This window comes from Rudaea cellulosilytica DSM 22992, assembly GCF_000378125.1.
Taxonomy (GTDB): domain Bacteria; phylum Pseudomonadota; class Gammaproteobacteria; order Xanthomonadales; family Rhodanobacteraceae; genus Rudaea; species Rudaea cellulosilytica.
This window is the reverse complement of sequence record NZ_KB899243.1, coordinates 67037-87156: the sequence shown is the minus strand read 5'-3', so window position 1 is coordinate 87156 and position 20120 is coordinate 67037. Positions and strand designations below refer to the sequence as shown.

Annotated in this window: 13 protein-coding genes; 3 read left to right on the top strand and 10 right to left on the bottom strand. The window is 63.7% G+C overall.

Features of this window, described 5'->3' with window-relative positions:
* The first annotated feature begins 12 nt into the window (after positions 1–12).
* Positions 13–603: a GNAT family N-acetyltransferase gene (locus F455_RS0114800; RefSeq protein WP_018974094.1), complete on the top strand. Its 591-nt coding sequence runs from the start codon at positions 13–15 to the stop codon at positions 601–603.
* On the opposite strand, the gene nth is transcribed toward F455_RS0114800, so the two are convergent.
* The 4 genes from nth to metG are packed head-to-tail and all read right to left on the bottom strand — an operon-like array spanning position 596 to position 4923.
* Positions 596–1243 (bottom strand): endonuclease III, encoded by a 648-nt coding sequence (nth, locus tag F455_RS0114795; RefSeq protein ID WP_018974093.1) that lies wholly within the window; start codon positions 1241–1243, stop codon positions 596–598. The genes F455_RS0114800 and nth overlap by 8 nt on opposite strands.
* Complete coding sequence (locus F455_RS0114790; RefSeq protein ID WP_018974092.1) at positions 1240–1851, bottom strand: RnfABCDGE type electron transport complex subunit B; 612 nt, start codon at positions 1849–1851, stop codon at positions 1240–1242. The genes nth and F455_RS0114790 overlap by 4 nt, the downstream gene beginning before the upstream one ends.
* A gap of 16 nt (positions 1852–1867) precedes the next feature.
* Entirely contained in the window at positions 1868–2818 is a 951-nt protein-coding gene (locus tag F455_RS0114785; protein WP_018974091.1) for an MBL fold metallo-hydrolase, read from the bottom strand.
* Positions 2815–4923 (bottom strand): methionine--tRNA ligase, encoded by a 2109-nt coding sequence (gene metG, locus F455_RS0114780; protein WP_033410302.1) that lies wholly within the window; start codon positions 4921–4923, stop codon positions 2815–2817. The genes F455_RS0114785 and metG overlap by 4 nt, the downstream gene beginning before the upstream one ends.
* Before the next feature lie 145 nt (positions 4924–5068).
* Here metG and F455_RS0114775 point away from each other — a divergent pair, with 145 nt between their 5' ends.
* Positions 5069–7237, top strand: a complete 2169-nt coding sequence (locus tag F455_RS0114775) for a glycoside hydrolase family 36 protein (RefSeq protein ID WP_018974089.1) — start codon at positions 5069–5071, stop codon at positions 7235–7237.
* 22 nt (positions 7238–7259) lie between these two features.
* Here F455_RS0114775 and F455_RS0114770 read toward each other — a convergent pair whose 3' ends face one another.
* A complete protein-coding gene (locus tag F455_RS0114770; protein WP_018974088.1) occupies positions 7260–9527 on the bottom strand; it encodes a glycoside hydrolase family 65 protein in 2268 nt (755 codons plus the stop codon).
* Positions 9528–9616: 89 nt separating this feature from the next.
* On the opposite strand from F455_RS0114770, the gene F455_RS0114765 reads away from it, so the two are divergent.
* Entirely contained in the window at positions 9617–10291 is a 675-nt protein-coding gene (locus F455_RS0114765) for a TIGR02466 family protein (protein WP_018974087.1), read from the top strand.
* A 44-nt stretch (positions 10292–10335) separates the two neighbouring features.
* Here F455_RS0114765 and F455_RS23030 read toward each other — a convergent pair whose 3' ends face one another.
* The 5 genes from F455_RS23030 to F455_RS0114740 all read right to left on the bottom strand — a co-directional run bounded on the left by F455_RS23030 (position 10336) and on the right by F455_RS0114740 (position 20088).
* Positions 10336–12150, bottom strand: coding sequence for a tetratricopeptide repeat protein (locus F455_RS23030; RefSeq protein WP_018974086.1), 1815 nt, complete (start codon positions 12148–12150; stop codon positions 10336–10338).
* Positions 12151–12194: 44 nt separating this feature from the next.
* Positions 12195–14465 carry a glycosyl hydrolase family 95 catalytic domain-containing protein gene (locus tag F455_RS0114755; protein WP_018974085.1) on the bottom strand — a complete coding sequence of 757 codons (2271 nt, stop codon included), beginning with the start codon at positions 14463–14465 and terminating at the stop codon, positions 12195–12197.
* A gap of 110 nt (positions 14466–14575) precedes the next feature.
* Positions 14576–15826 carry an MFS transporter gene (locus F455_RS0114750; RefSeq protein ID WP_018974084.1) on the bottom strand — a complete coding sequence of 417 codons (1251 nt, stop codon included), beginning with the start codon at positions 15824–15826 and terminating at the stop codon, positions 14576–14578.
* Positions 15827–15868: 42 nt separating this feature from the next.
* Entirely contained in the window at positions 15869–17323 is a 1455-nt protein-coding gene (locus tag F455_RS0114745) for a sulfatase family protein (protein ID WP_018974083.1), read from the bottom strand.
* 107 nt (positions 17324–17430) lie between these two features.
* On the bottom strand, positions 17431–20088 hold the full coding sequence (locus tag F455_RS0114740) for a TonB-dependent receptor (protein WP_018974082.1): 2658 nt from the start codon (positions 20086–20088) through the stop codon (positions 17431–17433).
* Between the last annotated feature and the right edge of the window lie 32 nt (positions 20089–20120).

Below are 20120 nucleotides of genomic sequence, written 5' to 3'. Positions count from 1 at the left end.
ATCGTCGCCCGCATGATCGAAGTTAAGACGTTCAGCGGCGCGCAGATCGAACCGTATCTCGACGCCGTGGCTGCATTGCGCATCGCCGTGTTCCGCGACTGGCCTTATCTGTATGCGGGCGATCGCGACTACGAGAAGCAGTACCTCGCGACCTACGCAAAATCACCCGAGAGCCTGTTCGTGCTCGCGTTCGATGGCGAGCGCGTGATCGGCGCGTCGACCGGCATTCCGCTGACCGACGAGACCGCAGCGTTCCAGAAACCGTTCCTCGACCGCGGTATCGCGCTCGGCGACGTGTTCTACTTCGGCGAATCGGTGCTGCTGCGCGAGTATCGAGGCCACGGGCTCGGCCATCGCTTCTTCGAAGAACGCGAAGGCTATGCACGGCGCCTGGGGCGTTTCGCGCTGACCGCATTCTGCGCGGTCGAGCGCGACGCCGGTGATCCGCGCAAGCCGGAAGGTTTTCGTCCGAACGATGTGTTCTGGAACAAGCGCGGTTACACGCGCCAGGCCGACATGTTCTGCACGATCGAGTGGCAGGAGATCGGCGCGAGCGCGCCGACGCCGCATCAGTTGCGCTTCTGGCTGCGTCCGCTCACTTGATGTTTTCCGCCTTCGTCTTGTGCTTGTACTCGCACAGGTCGCGGATCACGCATTGCGGACAATCGGGTTTGCGCGCCTTGCACACGTAGCGGCCGTGCAGGATCAGCCAGTGGTGCGCGTCGAGCTTGAATTCGTCGGGCACGACTTTCTCGAGCTTGTCTTCGACCGCGCGCACCGTCTTGCCCGGAGCGAGTCCGGTGCGATTGGCGACGCGGAAGATGTGCGTGTCAACCGCGATCGTCGGCATGCCGAACGCGGTATTGAGCACGACGTTCGCGGTCTTGCGGCCGACGCCGGGCAACGCCTCAAGCGCTTCGCGCGTGCGCGGCACGTCGCCGCCGTATTCCTCGACCAGGATCCTGCAGGTCGCGATGACGTTCTTCGCCTTGGCATTGAACAGGCCGATCGTGGAAATGTAGCCGCGCAGCTTTTCCTCGCCGAGCGCAAGGATCGTCTCTGCGGTGCCCGCGACCGGATAGAGCTTGCGCGTCGCCTTGTTCACGCCGACGTCGGTCGCCTGCGCCGACAGAATCACCGAGATCAGCAACTGGAACGGCGTGGCGTATTCGAGCTCGCTGCGCGGCTTCGGGTTGACTTCGCGCAGGCGGCGGAAGATTTCGGCGCGTTTTTCCGCATTCATGGATTCGGCATTCCTTTCTTGGCCTTGGCGCGCGCGATCGCCTCGAGCACGGCGCTGCGTGTGCCCGCGTGCACCTCGGCCTTGCGCGCGGCGATTGCCTGTTCGTGCTCGGCGCGCTCGCGTGCGAGCCGCGCATTGCGCGCCTCGTAGCGGCGATGATAGTGCTCGGCACGCGCGTTGTGCGACGCATCGAGTTGCGTGTCGTCGACGAGCATCGTGATGCAATCAACCGGGCAGGCCGGAATGCACAGTTCGCAGCCGTTGCATTCTTCGCTCAGCACCGTATGCATGAGCTTGTTCGCGCCGATGATTGCGTCGACCGGGCAGACCTGGATGCACTTGGTGCAACCGATGCAGGCGTCTTCATCGATGACCGCGATCTCGGCCGGTTTCTCGACGCCGTTCGCCGGATTGAGCGGCTTCGCTTCGCGCCCGAGCATCGCGGCGAGTTCGCGGATGCCCTGTGCGCCGCCGGGCGGACACTGGTTGATGTCGGCTTCGCCCGACGCAATCGCCTCGGCATAGGCGAGGCAGGCCGGATAGCCGCAGCGCGTGCACTGCGTCTGCGGCAGCAGGGCGTCGATGCGAACAACCAGATCAAGTGTCATCGGTGAACAGGGGAAGTCACTGCTTGCTCTGCTTTTCCAGCCACACCTCGAGACCCTGCGTATTCAGCTCGATATCCATCGCTAGCAGTTCGCGTACGTGCTCAACGTCGAGCGCGCAGCCGTGCGCTTGCGAGCGTGTGACGAACAGTTCGCCGAGATCGTGCGCGATGCGCGCGTGGCGCGCGCTGTCGTGTGCATGTGCGCGCGCGATCGCGACCATCGCATCGATCGATTCGTGCAGGTCGGCAGCGAGACGCTCGACGCCGGTCACGCGGCTGTAGTGCGTCAAGAACATCTGCTGCGGTTCGAAACCGAGCATGCGATCGATCGAGGCATGCAGTGCATCGGGCTCGAACTGCACCGGCGTCGAGGTCGGTACGATGAAGGCGCCCTTGTCGGTGTCGAACTCGCGGTAGGACAGACCGAAGGTATCGCCGGTGAAGAATGCACGGCTCATCGCATCCCAGATGCAGATGTGATGACGCGCATGGCCCGGCGTATCGAGGCAGAGCAGTTCGCGCCCGGCGAGGTCGACGACATGGCCGTCGGACGCCTGGACGACGCGTTCGGCCGGTACTGGAGCCAACGTACCGTAGCTGCGTTCGATTTCCGCGGCGCCATACACGGCGGTCGCGCCTGCGATCAGCGCCGACGGGTCGATCATATGGCGCGCGCCGCGCGGATGCACGACGAGTCTGGCGTTCGGCAATTGCTGCATCAGCAGGCCGGCGCCGCCGGCGTGATCGAGATGCACGTGAGTGAGGATCACCCAGTCGACTGCGTCGACGCCGACGCCTTTCGCAGCGAGCGCTTCGAGCAGACGTGGGATTGAATAATTGGTGCCGACGTCGACGAAAGCGGCGCGGCTGTTGTGGACGATCAGATGGCTGGCGTCGAACTGCGGACGAAAGAAGCCGGTATCGATCGCGCTGATGCCGTGGTCGAACTCGATCGTTGCTGCGCTCATTTCACCTGCGCTCCGGGCTGTGCGCCCTGGTCCGCATCGAGCAGGAACAGGTCGGCATCGCCTGTACCCGCGGAAAGGATCATGCCTTCAGAGACGCCGAAGCGCATCTTGCGCGGCGCGAGGTTGGCGATAAAGACGACGTTACGGCCGACGAGCTTTTCGGGTTCCTGGTATGCGGCACGGATGCCCGAGAAAATCTGGCGCTTGCCGAGTTCACCCGCGTCGAGCTCGAAGCGCAACAGCTTGTCCGAGCCGTCGACGAACGCGCAGGCGAGTACCTTGCCGATGCGCAAATCGAGTTTGGCGAAGTCGTCGATCGAGATGAAACCATCGGTCGACGTCGTCGGCTTGTCGCTCGCCGGTGCAGCCGGCGCCGCGGCCTTCACGGATTTCTTCTTCTCGGGTGCGGTTGCGGCCGCGCCGGATTGCAGCGATTCCTTCGACGCCTCGATCATCGCTTCGACCTTCTTCGTATCGATGCGCGCGGCAAGCGCGGAGAATTCGTTGATCGCGGTACCGAGCAACGGCTGCGTCGCCGCATCGAAGCTGGCCGGCGTCTCGTTGAACAGCGCGAGCGCACGCGCTGCGGTGGCCGGCACGATCGGTGCGAGGTACACGCTGAGCAGGCGGAAATAGTTCAGCGCGAGCGTGCACACCGTGTGCAGTTGCGCGAGCTTCGATTCGTCCTTGGCCAGGTTCCATGGAGCGTTCGCGGCGACGTAGGCGTTGGCTGCATCAGCAACGCCCATGATGTCGCGAGTAGCAGCGGCAAACTCACCTGCATTGAACTGGTCGGCACAACGCGAGAGCTCATGCGCGGCGCTGGCGTAGGCCGCGGCTTCGCTCGCGGGCAGCGTCGCCGCGAGCTTGCCGCCGAAGTGTTTGTGTACGAAGGCCGCGGTGCGGCTCGCGATGTTGACCCACTTGCCGACGAGGTGCGAATTGACGCGCTCCTCGAACGCCTTGAGGTCGAGATCGACATCGACCGGCGCCGGACCGAGGATCGTCGCGAAGTAGTAGCGCAGATAGTCCGCATCGAGGCCCGCGTCGAGATAGGTGCGAGCCATGACGAAGGTACCGCGCGACTTCGACATCTTCGCGCCGTTGACGGTGAGATAGCCGTTGACGTGCAGCGCGGTCGGCGTGCGCAGCTCCGCGCCGTGCAGCATCGCCGGCCAGAACAGGCCGTGGAAGTTGACGATGTCCTTGCCGATGAAGTGGTGCATCTCGGCCGTGCTGTTCGGCGCGAGGTAGGCGTCGAAGTCGGTGCCGGTCTTTGTGCACCAGTTCTTGAAGCTGGCGAGGTAGCCGACCGGCGCGTCGAGCCAGACGTAGAAGAATTTGCCCGGTGCGTCGGGAATCGGGAAGCCGAAGTAGGGCGCGTCGCGCGAAATGTCCCAGTCGCGCACACCGCCTTCGGCGTTGAGCCATTCCTTGAGCTTGGCCGCGACCGACGAGTGCACGACCGGTTTGCTGTTGGTCAGCTTGCCTGCGAGCCAGCCGCGCAGCAACGTGGTGAAGTCGCCGACCTTGAAGAAGTAGTGTTCCGAGTCGCGCAGCTCCGGCGTCGCGCCGGAGACGACCGAGTGCGGATCGATCAGGTCGGTCGGGGCATACGTCGCACCGCAGTTCTCGCAATTGTCGCCGTACTGGTCTGGCGTGCCGCAGTTCGGGCAGGTGCCCTTGATGTAACGGTCGGGCAGGAACATCTGCTTGACCGGATCGTAGAGCTGACGGATCGAGCGCTTCTCGATATGCCCGGCATCGCGCAGGCGCGTGTAGATCAGGCTCGCGAGTTCACGATTTTCTTCCGAGTGCGTGGTGTAGTAGTTGTCGTAGACCACGCCGAAATCGGCGAAGTCACGCTCGTGCGAGGCCTGGATGCCTTTGATGAATTCTTCCGGTGCGAGACCCGCCTTTTCTGCGGCGAGCATGATCGGCGTGCCGTGTGCGTCGTCGGCGCTGACGAAGACGACCTTGTCGCCCGCCATGCGCCGCGCGCGCACCCAGATGTCGCATTGCAGATAGCCGAGCAAATGGCCGATGTGCAGGGGGCCGTTCGCATAGGGCAGGGCGTGGGTGACGAGGATGTTGCGCGAGGACATTGAGCGGATTCCGGAAAGTTCGCCGTGGATTATCGCATGGCGGTTCATGTCTTCCCCAGAGGGTGGTACAAATCGGCGGAACGTTCTGCCGTTGAGAGATGAGGGGATGGCCAGGTTTTCGCAAATCGTTGGAGCAGTGCGGAGGATGACATTTGCGTGCCTGTGCGGCGCCCTGTTCCTCGCATCGCACGCGTTCGCCGGGCAGGAGGTGGATTTCAATGCGATCCATTTCGGTAACCGCGATGCGCAACTCGTCGTCGAGGCGAGTGTGACGATGCCGCGCATTCGCCGGCTGCAACCGGCGGCGGGCCCGGCGTTCGAAGGCGATGCGGGAAACCCGCTGATCGGCTTTGCGACGATCGACGGCAAGGCGTCGCGCCTGCATTGGCAACTCGACCGCGAGGCGAGCCGCGTCGACGGGAAATCGCTGGCCTTGGTCTATCGCGATCCCGCCTTCCGGCTCACGCTGAGCTGGGAATGGCAGGCGCGCGGCGAGCATGGCCCGCTCGAACATACGATCCGCATCGAGAACCGCGGTGGGCGCGAAGTCTGGATTCCGCTGCAGGACAGTTTCACGTTTCGCTGGAAGACCGCTGCGCAGGCGCTGCAGCAGCTCTGGATCGACAAGGGCGCAGGCGAGGCGCCGCCGGTCGGCACGCATCTCGTCGACGTGGGTGACGGCTACCACTGGTTCGGCGAATCGAGTGCGTTCGCGCATCCGCGCAAGGGCGAGCCGCGCGAGATCATTCCGTATTTCCTTGTGCGCTCCAAGAGCGAGACTGGCGACGGCTGGTACCTCGGCGTCGAGTTCAGCGGGCGCATCGCAATGACCCTGAAGCGTCGAGGCGACATGCTCGAAGGCAGTGTCGGATTGAATCCCGAAGCGGGTCCGTTCCGCACCCGTCTGGCGGCCGGCGGCGAGTTCGTTGCGCCGACCGTGTTCCTCGGCACGACGCACGGCAGCATCGACGAGGCGGGCAATGCGCTCAAGCGCTGGATTCGCGAAGCAATCAACGATCCGCGCGTATTGCGCGATCAGACTTATCCGTGGACGACGAACAACAGCTGGGGCAGCGCGATGGCGATCAGCGACGCACAGGCGCGACGCATGATCGACGACGCGGCCACGCTCGGCCTCGAGATGTTCCACCTCGATGCCGGCTGGTTCCGTGCGGTCGGCGATTGGCATCCCGATGCGAAGAAATTCCCGCACGGACTTGCGCCGCTCGCCGATCACACGCACGCACGCGGCCTGAAGTTCGGCCTCTGGGTGGATTGGGTGCAGGCGGGAATCAGCAAGGAGAAAGGCGCGCTCGACGTCGCCGATCCGGCCATACGCGACTGGCTCACGACCGATCCCCCGCCGGGCTGGAAGCCCGAGGAATTCAAGGGCCTGACGATCGATATTGGTGTGCCGGCGGCGAAGGCATGGGTGGCGAAGGAGGTCAATCGCCTCGTGCGCGAGTACAAGCTCGACATGCTCGAACACGACGGCTATGTCGTCGCGCAGGGCTGTGATCGCGCCGACCATGAGCACGCGACCTGCGATCCGAAACGCGTGAAGAAATACAGCGACGACGGCTTTATCTGGATGGACGGGCCGAATTCGACTGACGTGAGCTATCACGCCGCGCGCGCCTACTACGATATCCACGATGGACTGCGCCGCGACCATCCCGACCTGCTGCTCGAAGTGTGCAACGACGGCGGGCGCATGGTCGATTTCGGCAGCGCGGCGCACGCAGACTATTTCTCGATCGTCGACTCCTACGATCCGGTGTCGAACCGGCAGGCGTTCTACGACGCGAGTCACGTGCTGCCGCCGGCGATGCTCGAAACCTACGTCAAGGAATGGCCGGCCAAACGCATCGAAAATTTCCGCTACATGTTGCGTAGCGGAATGATGGGCTGGTTCACGCTGATGCTCGACACGACGACGTGGAGCAAGCAGCAGCATGGCATCGCGCGCGCGGAGCTCGATTTTTACAAGACGACGCTGCGGCCGCTGATCCGTGAAGCCGATCTCTACCATGTCGGCGCGCGTGCCGACGGCAAGGGCTGGGACGGTATCGAATATTTCGATGCGAAACGTGGCCGGGGCGTGCTGTACGCCTTCCGCGGCGCGGAGACCGGTGCGAAGAGCCACACATTTCCGCTGCACGGACTCGATGCGCAGCGCCGTTACCGGCTTAGCTTCCGCGACCGCAGTTCTGCCGACATCACGCGCAGCGGGCACGAGTGGACACAAAGCGGCGCAACTGTGGAATTGCCGATCGCGGAATCCTCGGAGCTGGTGCTTATCGAAGCGCTGTGACGAAGAGCCGCTGCCAGCGGTGTCAGTGCTCTGCGGCAGCCGTGCGCTTCAATCGCACCTCGCCGTCGCTGCCGCGGTCGACGCGGATATCGTAGCGTTGGCTGCGAAATGCGACATTCTTCAGTGTCATCGACCGCCAGTTCGGCGGCAGAAACGGGGCGTAGGCCGCGTTCAATCCCGCTTCCTCGATACGCAGCCCGGCCATGCCGAAGATCAGGTTCTGCAGGAATCCGGCCGCGGCGGTGATGAAATAGCCGGTATTGTTCGTCGCCGTTTCCGTGCGTACGTCGAACGGCGGCTTGACCACGCCGCCGCTGAAGTTCTTCTGCAGCCAGGCGACGGCGTGCGCATCGTCGCCGACGGTCGCTGCGGCGATGGACAGCGGCGCCAGACCCATGCTGTTCGGATCGCGGCTCGAGGCGAGGATCGGACCGATCGCTGCGGCGTAGTCGTTGCGGCGTACCTGCGGGCTCATCGCGAGATCGAGCGCGGGCAGGGCGAGCATCGGCAGCGAGCTTCCGCCCCAGGTGTCGAGATCGTGCGGCACGCTTTCGTCGAAATGCAGATGGTGCTGCGCGGCGGCGTCGAACGGGATATGCAGTTTCGTCGCGACGTCGGTCCAGCGCGGGTCAGCTTTTTCGCCGACCACTGCGGCTGCCTGCGCGGCGATGCGCAACGCTTTTGCCGCCGCGGCGTTGGTGTAGGTGTCGTTGGGCACGTCGTTATAGTCCTCGTCGACCGAGGTCACGTGCAGGATGTCGTAGCGCTGCTTTTCCGCGTTCCAGGTGGCCCGGCTCACCCAGAAATCGGCGAGGTTGCGAATCACCGGCCAGCCGTGTTGTTTGAGCCATGCGCGGTCGTGCGTGGCGAGCCAGTATTGCCATTGCGCGATCGCGATGTCCGCGTTGACGTGGATTTCGCGTTCGCCGAGCACGTAGGCGAAGTGCGGCGTCTGCTCGGTGCCGTTCTCGGGGTCTGCTTCCCACGGATATTTCGCACCGGCGTAGCCGGCGGCCTTCGCGCGCGCCTGTGCAGCCGCGAGCGTGCGCGCGCGAAACATCACCAGCGATTTGGCGCGGTCGGGGTGGAGCAGAAGCAGGGCGGGAAACACCCAGAAGTCCGAATCCCAGAAGACATGCTCCGCGTAGCCCGGCGTCAGTGCGCAGGCACCGATAGCCCAGGCCGTGTCCGCTGTCGACGACGACAGCAGGTAGTAGAGATCCGAATGCACGGCGCGCTGCGCGCGTTCGTCGCCGTCGATGAGGATGTCGGACTTCCACAGCTTCGCCCATGCATCGAGGTGCGCGGCGTGCAGTTTCTCGAAGCCGCCCTTGCGCGCCTGCGTGGCGAGTGCGAGATCGGCTTTGGCGTCGCCACCCCAACCTTCGCGCGAGCTCGCGACGTATTTGGTAAAAGTATAGGTTTTGCCTTTTTCCAGTTTTACCGATAAGTTCAGCGCAAGCCGATATGCGCTTTTGTACAGCTTGGCGTTAGTCGGCGTCACGCCTTGCGGCAGCGCGACCGCTGCCGCCTGGGCCATCGCGAGTCCCTGCTCGGCCACGCCGTCGAGCCACAACGTCGCCGTTTTCGCGTCGCCGTCGGCAGCCTGCACATGCACGTCGCCGTGATACCACACCGGCGCGCGGTCCGGCGTCGCCGGCGGAATCGCGACGAGTTTCATCTGCTGTGCGGCAACCGCCTCCTGCATCTCGTCGCCGCTCAGTCTGGCGAGTGGCAGGCGCGGCTGGTACGGTGCCCAGAGATTGAGTGCAAACGACAACTCCACCTCGCCGTCGAAATCCGGTATGAGCGTGAGTTGGGTTGCGGCGAGATGGGCTAATGCCTGGCTGACAAACGTGACGATTTTTACGACCGTCGATTTCTTGTGGTCGACGTAGCGATAGCCAGTCGTCAGTGTCGCTTCATGCAGATCGAGGGTCTGACGGTAGTCCTCGAAGATCGCCGGCTTGAGATCGACCTGGTTCATCCAGAAGCGACCGGCGTCGGATTGGCCGGTCGAGTAGTCGATTTCGGTCCATCCAGGAATCGCCGCCGGACGCGAAAAGTCATCCTTGGCATAGTCCATCAGGCCGACCATGTAGGAGAGATTGCCCTCGGTGCCGCGCGGACCGGTCAAGGTCGAGACATAGCCGTTGGCGAGATAGCCGGGGAAGTAATTGTCGAAGTCCTTCGCCGTCGCGGTCAGCGTGAAGCTGGCGTCGGACGCCGGCGCGGCGCCGCTCGCGCAGGCGAGAATGAACGGGATGAGATGCGATGGCTTCACGGGCATTCCAGAATTGGACGGTTGCCAAAAACGCTTGCGGTGCCGTGCATCGCTCGCACAATATGACGCGTATTCGCGCTGCGACGGAGCGAGGGATGGTGAGCAATTTCAAATTCACGATGCAGATGCCGGGCGGCTTTTCCCAATCCGGTTTCGTAGGTGCCGGCGAAGCACAGGCGACTCCTGCGCTGCGGCCTTACGATCTGTTCGTGACGCGCATCTGGCAGGCACGCCTGCCGTTCGCCGCCGCGCAACTGGCGGCGTGGGTCGATGAAGTCCTGGCGTTGCGTGCCGCGAGCCCGAAGCCGGCCGGCCGCACCAATCGTCACGGTTGGAACAGCGAGGACATGAACCTGCTCGAACGCCCGGCGTTCGCCCCGCTGCAACAGGCGGTGCGCGCCGGCTGCGCCGCGGCGCTGCGCGAGATGGGGCAGGGCGACATCTCTTTTCGCCTGCAGTCATGGGTCAACATGCACGATCGCGGCGGCTTCAATTTTCTGCACCTGCACGAAGGGTCGCTGCTCTCGGGCAGCTTCTATCTCAAGGTGCCGCCCGGTTCGGGCAAGTTCGTCTTCCGCGATCCCCGCGCCGGCGTCGTGCACGGCTACGTGAAGGGCGCAGTACCGAACGGCTACAGCGACATCCATCTCGCGCCCGAGGACGGCCTGCTCGTGCTGTTCCCGTGCTGGATGGAGCACTACGTCGAACCGCACGACGCCGACGAGCCGCGCATCGCGATCGCGTTCAATGCGCTTGAAGGCGAGCGCTGAGCCAGCTGCCTCGCCAGATAATTTCAGTGGCTGCGGAGTGGACATCACTGCCTTGGCACCACATCGAAGGCGACGGTCAATCGCGAGCGCTCGCTCGCGAACGGCACGGTGCCATGCCAGAAATACGATGGGAACAGTACAAGCATGCCGACCTCGGGACGCACGATGTGCTCCGCCGGCAGCGCGGGCGTCGTGATCAGGCTCGGCTGGCCGAAGGTCAGGCAGCCGGCGTTCTCCTCAGCATCGTTGCCGACGTCGGGCAGTTCGATATAGCACGCTGACGAGATCCAGCCGCGCGGGTGCACATGGTTCGTGTGGAAGCCCGAGGAGCGCAGGCGCACCGACCAGCTGCCGTTGAAGCGCCAGCGGCCGATGTTGCGCCGACGCAGCGGCTCGGGGCCGTTGTGGATATGTTCGAGATAGCGGCGGATCGGCGTATCGAACGCGGCGAACAGCGCGCGGATCGCGGGATCGTCGCTGCGCGACAGATCTTCGGTTGTCTCGGTGCCATGACGCAGCGACTGGAACAGCAGCGGATGGCCGTGCGGGTTGTGCAGGCGGTCGAGACTGCGGCGAAGATCGGTGAAGAAACTCGCGAGGTCGGGCCATGGCGCCAGCGCCTCGAGGCGCTGCGGCAACACCCATTGCGCATAACTGCAGTACTCGTGATAGCGCGGATCTCCGAGCAGGCGCCACGCGATGGTTTGCAGAGCGATGAAGTATTGGTCGTCGGGCGCCGCCGCGCGTAGCGCATCGCAGTGCGGCAGCGCGCTGCGGGCATCGCCGACGCCGAGCAGCGCCGCGGCAAGCAGACTGCGCGCGGCGGTGTTGGCCGGCATCGCATGCAGCGCGCGTTCGGCCAGAGGTAATGCCAGTGCCGGCTTGAAGTCGAGCGCGGCCAGGCCGGCGCGCACGAGCAGCGACGGCGGCGCTTGTGGATGCCCGGCCTGCTCGGCGAGGCAGGCGTAAGCGTTGCGCGCGTCGCCGACGCCCTGGAGGATCGCCGCCTTCGTGGCACGCAATGCCGGATCGGCTGCGAAAGTGCGCAGGGCGGCGTCGAGCGTCGCGGTCGCCTGCGCCGCGTCGCCCGTGCGCATCCAGACGAGGCGGGCGAGATGATCGTGCGCCTCGCTACGCTGAGGATCGAGGCGCAGGCAATCGCGCAGCGCCGTCTCGGCGCGATCGAACTCGCCGAGCGCGATCAGGCTGCGCGCCTGTGTCTGGTACAGCGCAGCATTGCGATGGCCCAGCGCGAGCGCGTGTGCGGCAATGCGCTCGGCTTGCGCGGGCTGGTTCGCGGCATCGAGCGCGATCGCCAATGCCTGGGTCGCGACGGGATCTTCGGGTCTCGCCTCGGCGATGCGGCGGAAGTTCGCGACGACCTCGTCGAGGCGACCGAGCGTGGCCGCAGCAGTGACGAATTGGGCGACGAGGTCGGCGTCGGCATGTCCGTTCGCGCATGCCGCTGCGGCCAACACGAATGCCTCGCCCGCGCGCTGCGAATCGTTGAAGTGGCGCGCCAGCACGAGCGTAGCGCGCGGCAGACGTTGCGCCGCGCGTCGCAACAGCGATTCCGCCTCGGCGCCACCGCCACTCGCCAGAAGGAGTTCGCCGAGTGCGGCCAGTGTCGGCGTCCAGTTCGGATCGATGGCCAGCGCCTTGCGCAGGATTTCCTCGGCACCGCCGATGTCGCCTAGCGCCTGCTTGGTGCCGGCATACAGGCGCAACGCTTCGACGAAGTCCGGCTGCGCTTCGACGAGCGCCGCGAGCTGGTCGTGCGCAGTGCGGAAGTCGCCGGCCCGCAGCGTCGCGTCGATGCGACGCATGGTGTCGAGCAGCGCCGGCGAGGGTGGGGTCATGATGCGCAGTGACCGGTTCGCGTCCGTCTCGGGGAGCCGTGTCGTCAATGCGCGCGGCGGGTCAACTTCGCCTTGCCGTCTGCGCCACGTTCGACCGCGATGTCGTAGTGTTTGCCGCGGAACGCCACGTTTCTGAGCGTCAGCGACTTCCATTGTGCGGGCAGCGTCGGCGGATAGGCTTCGTGCAGTCCTTGGTCATCGATACGCAGGCCGGTGAAACCGTAGACGAAGCTCTGGATGAAGCCTGCAGAGGTTGCGAGGATGTAGCCCGCGTTGTTCGCCACCGTTTCGGTGCGCACGTTGAACGGCGCCTTGAGGAAGCCGACGAGGTTGCGCTCGACCCAGTCGCCCGCGGATTTCGCATCGCCGAGCTGCGCGGCGTGCACGGCGAGCATCACCATCATCATCTCGTTCGGATCGTCGCCGTGCACCTTCAGCTCGTGCAGCTGGAAGTCGTAATTGTTCTTGCGCACCTCCGGTGACATCGGCAGGTCGAGATTCGGATACGACAGCCACGACAGCGACGAACCCATCCAGGTGATCTTGTCGTGCGGCACCGTCTCGTCGAAGTCGAGGTGGCGCTGGTTTTTCTCATCAAATGGGATGTACATCTTCTTGGATATTTCCGCCCAGGCCGGATCGGCCTTCTCGCCGACGAGCGCGGCGGCCTTGATCGCGATGTCGAGTGCCTTGCGCGCGGCGCCGTTGGTGAACGAGTCGTTCGGCACGTCGTTGTAGGCCTCGTCGGGCGAGGTGACGTGGTGGATCTCGTAGCGGTCGTGTTCTTTGTCGTAGCTGACACGGCTCTTCCAGAATTCGGCGATCTCGCGGATCACCGGCCAGCCGCTGTCCTTGAGCCACTTCTTGTCGCCGCTGGCGAGCCAGTACTGCCACTGCGCGATCGCGATGTCGGCGTTGACGTGGATTTCGCGATAGACGTCGTAGGCGAAGTGCGGCGTATTGTCGACGCCGGTTTCCGGATCGGACTCCCACGGATACATCGTGCCCTTCACGTCGAACTGTTTCGCGCGCTCGCGCGCTGGCTGCATCGTGCGATGGCGGAAGTCGACGATCGGTTTGGCGCGCTCGGGATGCAGCAACAGCAGCGCCGGGAACACCCACGAATCCGAATCCCAGAACGCATGGCCTGCGTAGTTCGGCGTCAGTGCGCAGGCGCCCATCGGCCACGCGGTGCCGACCGTGGTGTTTGACAGCAGGTAGTAGAGGTCGGAGTGGATCGCCTTCTGCACGTTGGCGTCGCCGTCGACGAGGATGTCGGATTTCCACAGCTCGTGCCATGCGCTCTGGTGCGCAGCGAGCAGCTTGTCGAAACCCGTTGAGCGCGCTTTCATCACGAGGTCGAGCGTGACCTTGGCGTCGCCACTTTCGCTTGAATTACCGCGCTCGGTAAGACCGAGCGCACGGTTCTCACGCGACATCGCGATGTACTTCGTGAAGGTATACGTCTTGCCCTTCTGCACTTTGGCCGTGAGGTTCAGCGACAATTTGACATCGCTCTTTTCGAGCTTCGTGTCGACGATGGCAAGATCCTTCGGCAGCGCGATTGCCGCCGCCTCGGCCATGGCGAGACCTTGTTCGGCGCGGCCGTCGAGCCAGAGGGTCAGGTTCTTCGCATCACCGTCGGCACCCGACACGTGTGTTACGCCGTGGTACCAGACTGCCGTGCGATCGGAGTAGGGGATAGGCTTGTTGTCGAGCGTCTGCCCGCTGGCAATGACCGAGGCGATCATCTGATCGCCGGTCAACTTGCCGATCGGCAAACGCGGCGCGTATTCGGTCCATAGCCGGATCGGAAACGTGATCTGCACTTCGCCGTCGAACTGCGGCGTGATCGAAAGCTGGGTTGCGGCGAGGTGCTGCGCAGCCTGGCTGACGAAACTCGTCACCTTCACGTCGGTGGCCTTGTTCGCATAGACGAAGCGGTAGCTCGTCGTCAGCGTGGCGTCGTGCATGTCCAGCGTCTGCGCGTAGTCGGTGAAGATATGCGGGGCGACGCGCGTCGAGTTGAGCCAACCGCCGCCGGGGTTGTAGTCGATCTCGCTCCAGGCGGGAATCGTCGCGGGACGCGAGATGTCGTCCTTCTTGTAGTCCATGAACGCGACCATGTAGGCCATGTTCGGCTCGGTGCCGCGCACGCTGGTCATCGTCGAGAACCAGCCGTTGGCGAGATAGCTCGGGAAGTAGGTGTCGAAGTCTTTCGAGGCGCCGGTCAGCACGAAGCTGGGGTCGGTGGCGGCGAAGGCGGGAGCGGCGAGTACGAAAAGAGAGGTAAAGATGAGATTGCGATATTTCATACAAATGAATTCCAGACTAAGAAGGTGTCATTCCGGCATGGATTGCCGGAATCCAGGCCGTCCTTGGAATCTGGACCCCGGCACTCCCTGCCGGGGTGACGGCCTTGCCGTCATTTCGCCGCGAGCTTGACCGCAATCGGGCCGCCGATGCCCGCGCGATTCGTCTCGCGCTTGAAGAAGAACAGCGTGATCAGGATCAGGCCCATCGGCACGAGCGAGAAATAGAAGGCGTGGATGCCGTCGAACGCGGAGAACACGATCGCGGTGATGCGCGAGCCGATCGTGCCGCCGAGCGCGGAGAAGATGACGATGAGGCCGGTCATCGCTGCGTGCGCGGGCTTCGGCAGCGACGACAGCGCGACCGAGTTGATGACCGGATAGATTGGCGCCATGAGCAGGCCGATCAGCGGGATCAGATAGGCGGCGATCGGCGCGTTGAACCAGCCGACATCGGGACGTTCGACCACATCCCGCGCGAGCGGCAAAACCAGCACGACGAGCACGCCCATGCCGACCACGCAGATGTTGAGCAGCACGTACCACGGGACGCGGCGCAGCACCTGGCCCGCGGCGAGGCGGCCGAGCGCGGTCGCGCCGGCGAGGATCGTCGCGACCTGGATGCTCATCGCGTGCGGCAGCTTGAGGATCTCGTTGTTGAACGTCGGCAGCCAGGTGCTGAAGCTCTGTTCGATCAGCACGTAGAGGAAGGCCGAGATCAGGAACACGTAGACCAGCGGGCGCAGGAACAGCCGGAACATCTCCGCGAGCGATCCCTTGAAACTGTTGGTGCGCTCGCTGTGCGCGGCTGATTCATCCAGCGTCGAGGTGGCGAGCAGCACGATGATCAGCGCGCAGATCGCCGCGAGCACCCAGTAGACGTTGAACCAGACCGGATTGGCCGGATTCGCGTCGTCGATGAAGGCGCTGAACAGCCAGCCGCAGACGAGCACGCCGATCATGAACTGCGCCTCGATCGTGTTGGTCAGGCGCGAGTGCTCGGCCGGGTCGTGCGTGAGCAGGCCGATCGACGAGTACACCGACACCTTGGCGAGCGCGAAGCCGATGCCGACGCACATGAACAGCAGTTCGGTCGTGTGGAAGGTCGGATACAGGCGCATGACGATGCAGGCCGTGCCGACGAGCGCGAGCGCAATCATCATCGCGCGCTTGTAGCCGAGCAGCGGCAGAAACGAGGCGACGAGCAGCGAGGTGAGCGCGACCGGCAGGTCCTTGAACAATTCCAGGTTGCTCGCCTGCGGTTTGGTGACGCCGAAGGTCGAAATCGACTGCAGGATCACCGTGCCGACGCTGTTGAGCAGGATCGCGAAGATCACGTAGATCAGCGCGAGGGCGAGGATCATGCGGAATCGATTGCTCATTCAGTCTCCCCAATCTATGTTTTTTTAGTGTGCGCGCCCGAACGGATCGGTGACACCCTTCTGCCACGGATCGTGCGTTTTTGTGCGCCAGCTGTCGAGTTGCTGGCGCAGGTCAGCGAGCACTGCGGCGTATTTCTCGTCGCCGGCGAGGTTGACCACCTCGTCCGGATCGGCGCTCAGATCGTACAACTCCTCGGCAGGGCGGTGGTGGAACGTTTCGAGGGTGCGCTTGCCGAGTTTCGCGCCTGGCGTCGTCGTGATCGCTTTCCACGACGGCGACAACGCAACATCGCTCGCGATCGGAACTTCGAGTTCGGGCTTGAGATTGAGGAAATAGCTGTACTTGCGCGTGCGCAGGCTGCGCGTCGGGTAGTACTGGTCGATCTCGTGGAAACTGTGGGTGGCGAATACTTCGTCCCAGCCTTTCGCATCGGTCTCGCCGAGTATCGGCAGGATCGAGCGGCCGGGAAGTGGCAGGTAGCGATAGTCCTTCGGCGGGGCCACGCCGGTCCAATCGAGGATCGTCGGCGTGATGTCGATCCAGCTCACCATGGCTTTGTTGAATCGGACACGGTTGCGCAGGCCGCGTTTCGACGCGCCTGGCGCGCGCACGATCAGCGGCAGGTGAATGCCTTCGTAGTAGAGATTGTCCTTCGCGCCGGGGAACGGCCGACCGTTGTCGGACAAGTAGATAACGAGCGTATCGTCCTCGTAGCCCGACTCCTTCAATTCGCGCAGCAGGATGGCGATGCCCGAGTCCATGCGGCTGACCGCTTCGTAATACTCGGCCAGGTCGGCGCGCACACCAGGCAGGTCGGGCAGGTGCGAGGGAATGACGACGTCGGAGGGTTGGTAGCGCTCGCGCTTCACCTCGGGCCAGTCGCGCGTGTTGCCGAAGTTCGACGCGTCGCCCGCGCGGTGCGGATCGCTGTAGGCGACGGTGAGGATGAACGGCTTGTTCTGGGCACGCATCCACTTGCCGGCGGCATGGCCCATTGCGGCGACGTCGCGCACGAGCGGGCGCTCCGGTTCGAGCCAGGCATCGTAGGCGAGCAGCGCTTCGGGCTTGACGTGCAGCTTGCCGACCAGCGCAGTCGCATAGCCGGCCTGCTTGAGCATCCATGGCAGCGTCTTCACGTCGTCGAGCAGCGAGAAATTGTGCACGTCGTGGGCGAGGCCGTACATGCCGTTGGTGTGCGAGTACAGACCCGTGTACAACGTGGCGCGGCTCGAACTGCACGACGACACCGACGCATACGCATCGGTGAACAGCACGCCCTCACGCGCGAGCGCGTCGAGCGCGGGTGTACGCACGGTGCCGCCGATGCAGCCCAGATCGTAGCCATGGTCGTCGGCGACGATCAGTAAAACATTGCGTCTGGGTTTCGCGGACGTTTTCGCGGAGGTCGATGCGGACAAACTCGAAGCGACAGCCGCAGCAACGCCCACGCCGAGGAAGTCGCGGCGGTTGATCTTCATGTACGCTGGTTCATGCAGTCGATTGTCCAAAAAAAAGGGCGGCCCGAATCGCGTTGGAGGATCGATCCGGACCGCTTGTCTGAGAGGACAAACGAAACGTGACGAGATCAGAACTGGTACTTCGCCTGGAAGTTGATCTCACGGCCTTCGATCGACCGCGCCAGCAGCACACCGCCCGGGCCGGTCGGCACGCCGGCGACACGCGCGTTGCCTTCGGTCAGGCCGATCTCGTTGGTCAGGTTCGTGCCCTGCACGCGGAACTGCCAGTTCTTGCCGTAGTTGGCGACGACGCCGAAGTCCCAGGTGTGGTACTTGCCGAGCGGCGCCAATCCGGTCGTGTCTTCGTAACGTTGGCCGTTATACGAGTAGGTGACGAAGGGCATGATGTTGCCCCAGTCGAACACGAAGTTGTAACTCGGCGTGACCATGTAACGCTGCATCGGCTGGCGCTGCAGCGGCGCACCGTTGATGTCGACGTACTTGGTATCGCCATTGACGTCGATATAGGCCTGCGTCGTCGCGGCGTGCGAATAGTGGCCGTACATGAGCGCGACGAGGGCGTCGATCTTGAAGTTCTCGACCGGGGTCAGGACGACGTGACCGTTGAAGCCTTTCGTATCCGCGCCGTAGATGTACTGGCACTGCGCCTTTCCGCTCGTTGCGGTCGGGACGCCGTCACAGTCGAGCGGGTTCGAGGCCCCGTTGGTCAGGCTGTTGGTCAGACCGCTGAATTGACGATGGTAAGCGGACAAATCGGCATAGACCCAATCGGTCTGCCACTTGAAGCCATACTCGAAGTTGCGGATCTTCTGCATCGGTGCGAAGTTGCCGCCCGTGCCGCGGATGCCGTTGTCGAAATCGTTGAAGTGTCCGCCGCTCGACACGCGCAGATACGCGGACATGTTGTCGGCGATCTCATAGTTGAGGCCCGCAGTGAATGCCGGATGGGTCTTGTCGTAGTGCAACGTCGTGTAGGTGCCGTCGCAGATCTGCGCCTTGTTGTCGTACAGCGTATAGGGATTGTTGTCGAGATCGACGTTCTTCTGGTTGCAAGTGCGCTGGTTGACGCTGATGTTCTCGACGCGACCGCCGATGTCGAACAGCCACTTGTCCCAAAGCCGCCAAGAATCGGCGAGGTAGAACGCCTTGTTGTTGCCGACGCCGTGCTCGATGATGTTGAAGCCCTGGCCGTAGCTCAGGATGCCCTGCGGATTGGTGACGTAGTAAGTGTTGCCGCCCTGGGCATAGCTCAGCGTGATCGGCGTGGCGTTGGGCGTGTTGGTCATCAGCATCGGATTGCCGAGCGACCAGTTGTCATCATCAGTGTAGTGGGCGAGATAGACGCCCGCGGTCAGCGTGTTGCCGTCGAAAATCTCCTTGCTGATGCGGAAGTCGTTGTTGAGGTTGCGCAGGTCTTTCTGGATGAACCACCAGCCTTGCTGGATCACGCTCTGGTTGAGGCTCGACGCGCCGTTGTAGGCGATGTTCTGGCTCAGCGGATAGCCGAGGTTGTTGCTGTCGATGGGCTGGTTGCTGGAGTTGCAGAATCCGGAAGCCTGTCCGCCCGACCAGTTGCAGCCATACAGGAAATAGCCAAGCGGTTTCGGATTCGGGCCGGAGAACAGCGCGTTGGTGTTGAGCTGGCCGCCGCTCCAGACGAATTTGTCGGACACGGTCCAGCCGCCGAATTCGGCGTCGTAGTTGCCGCCGAAGAAGTTCAGGTTACCGCCGCGGCCGTTGGCGAGGTTGGCCTGCTCGGTGCCGCCGGCGGGATTGACCAGGGTGACGTTCTGAATGGCCTTGCTGCCGTAAGTGTCGGTCAGCGCGTTGAAGCCCGGATATGTCGAGAAATTGCCGTGCGCGTCCTCGATCAACGGCGTCGGCACCATGAACTGGTTCTTGTCCTGCAGGGTGCGTGCCCAGAGCATGATCGAGCCGTTGTCGAGGTCATGCGTCAATGTGCCGGTCAGCTGGTAACCATCGTCCGACTTGAACTGCGGGCTGCGCACGCCATCCGACTGGCGCCAGAAGCCGCCGATGCTGCCGTACCAGCCATCGGCGAGTTTGCCGCCGAAGAATCCGTCGACGCGATACATGCCTTCGTTGCCGTAGGTTACGGCGATCGAGCCGGACGGTTCCGAGGTGCCTTGCTTGAGCAGGAAATTGGCGGTCGCGCCCATCTGGCCGGCACCGTACAACACGCCGGGGCCGGTCTGGATGATTTCCACGCGCTCCACGGTGTCGTCGAGGCGCACGAACGAACTCGAATCCATGAACGACAGCGAGGACATGCCGTACAGCGGGGTGCCCTGTACCATCATCGTGAAGAACGGCGCGTCGCCGCCGCCCGGGAAGCCGGCGATCTCGATGTTGGCGCCGGTCTGGCCACCGGAAGATTCCGGCCACAGACCCGGCGAGATTTTGAGGATATCGGCCGTGCTCTTCGGATTGGCCTGTTTGATCTGTTCGGCGTTGGCCGCGGTGATGGAATAGCTTGCGTCGAGTTTCTTCACGCCGCCCGCAGTGGCGGTACCGGTGACGACGATGCCTTCGAGCGATTGGGTGTCGGATTTCGCCGCCGCATTGCCCTTGTTCTGATCGCCCGGCGCTGGAGCGGGGGCCGCCTGCGGGTCTGCGGTCGGTGCGGGTGCCGCGTCCGCGGCCATCACCATGGGGCTGAGCGCGGCGAGGATTGCCGTGGTCAGGGCCAGGCGAATCATATTCTGCCGCGGTGTTTTTGGATGACGGTTGTGGATCTGTTTCATGGGATTCTCCCTCCGAAGTATGAACACGATGT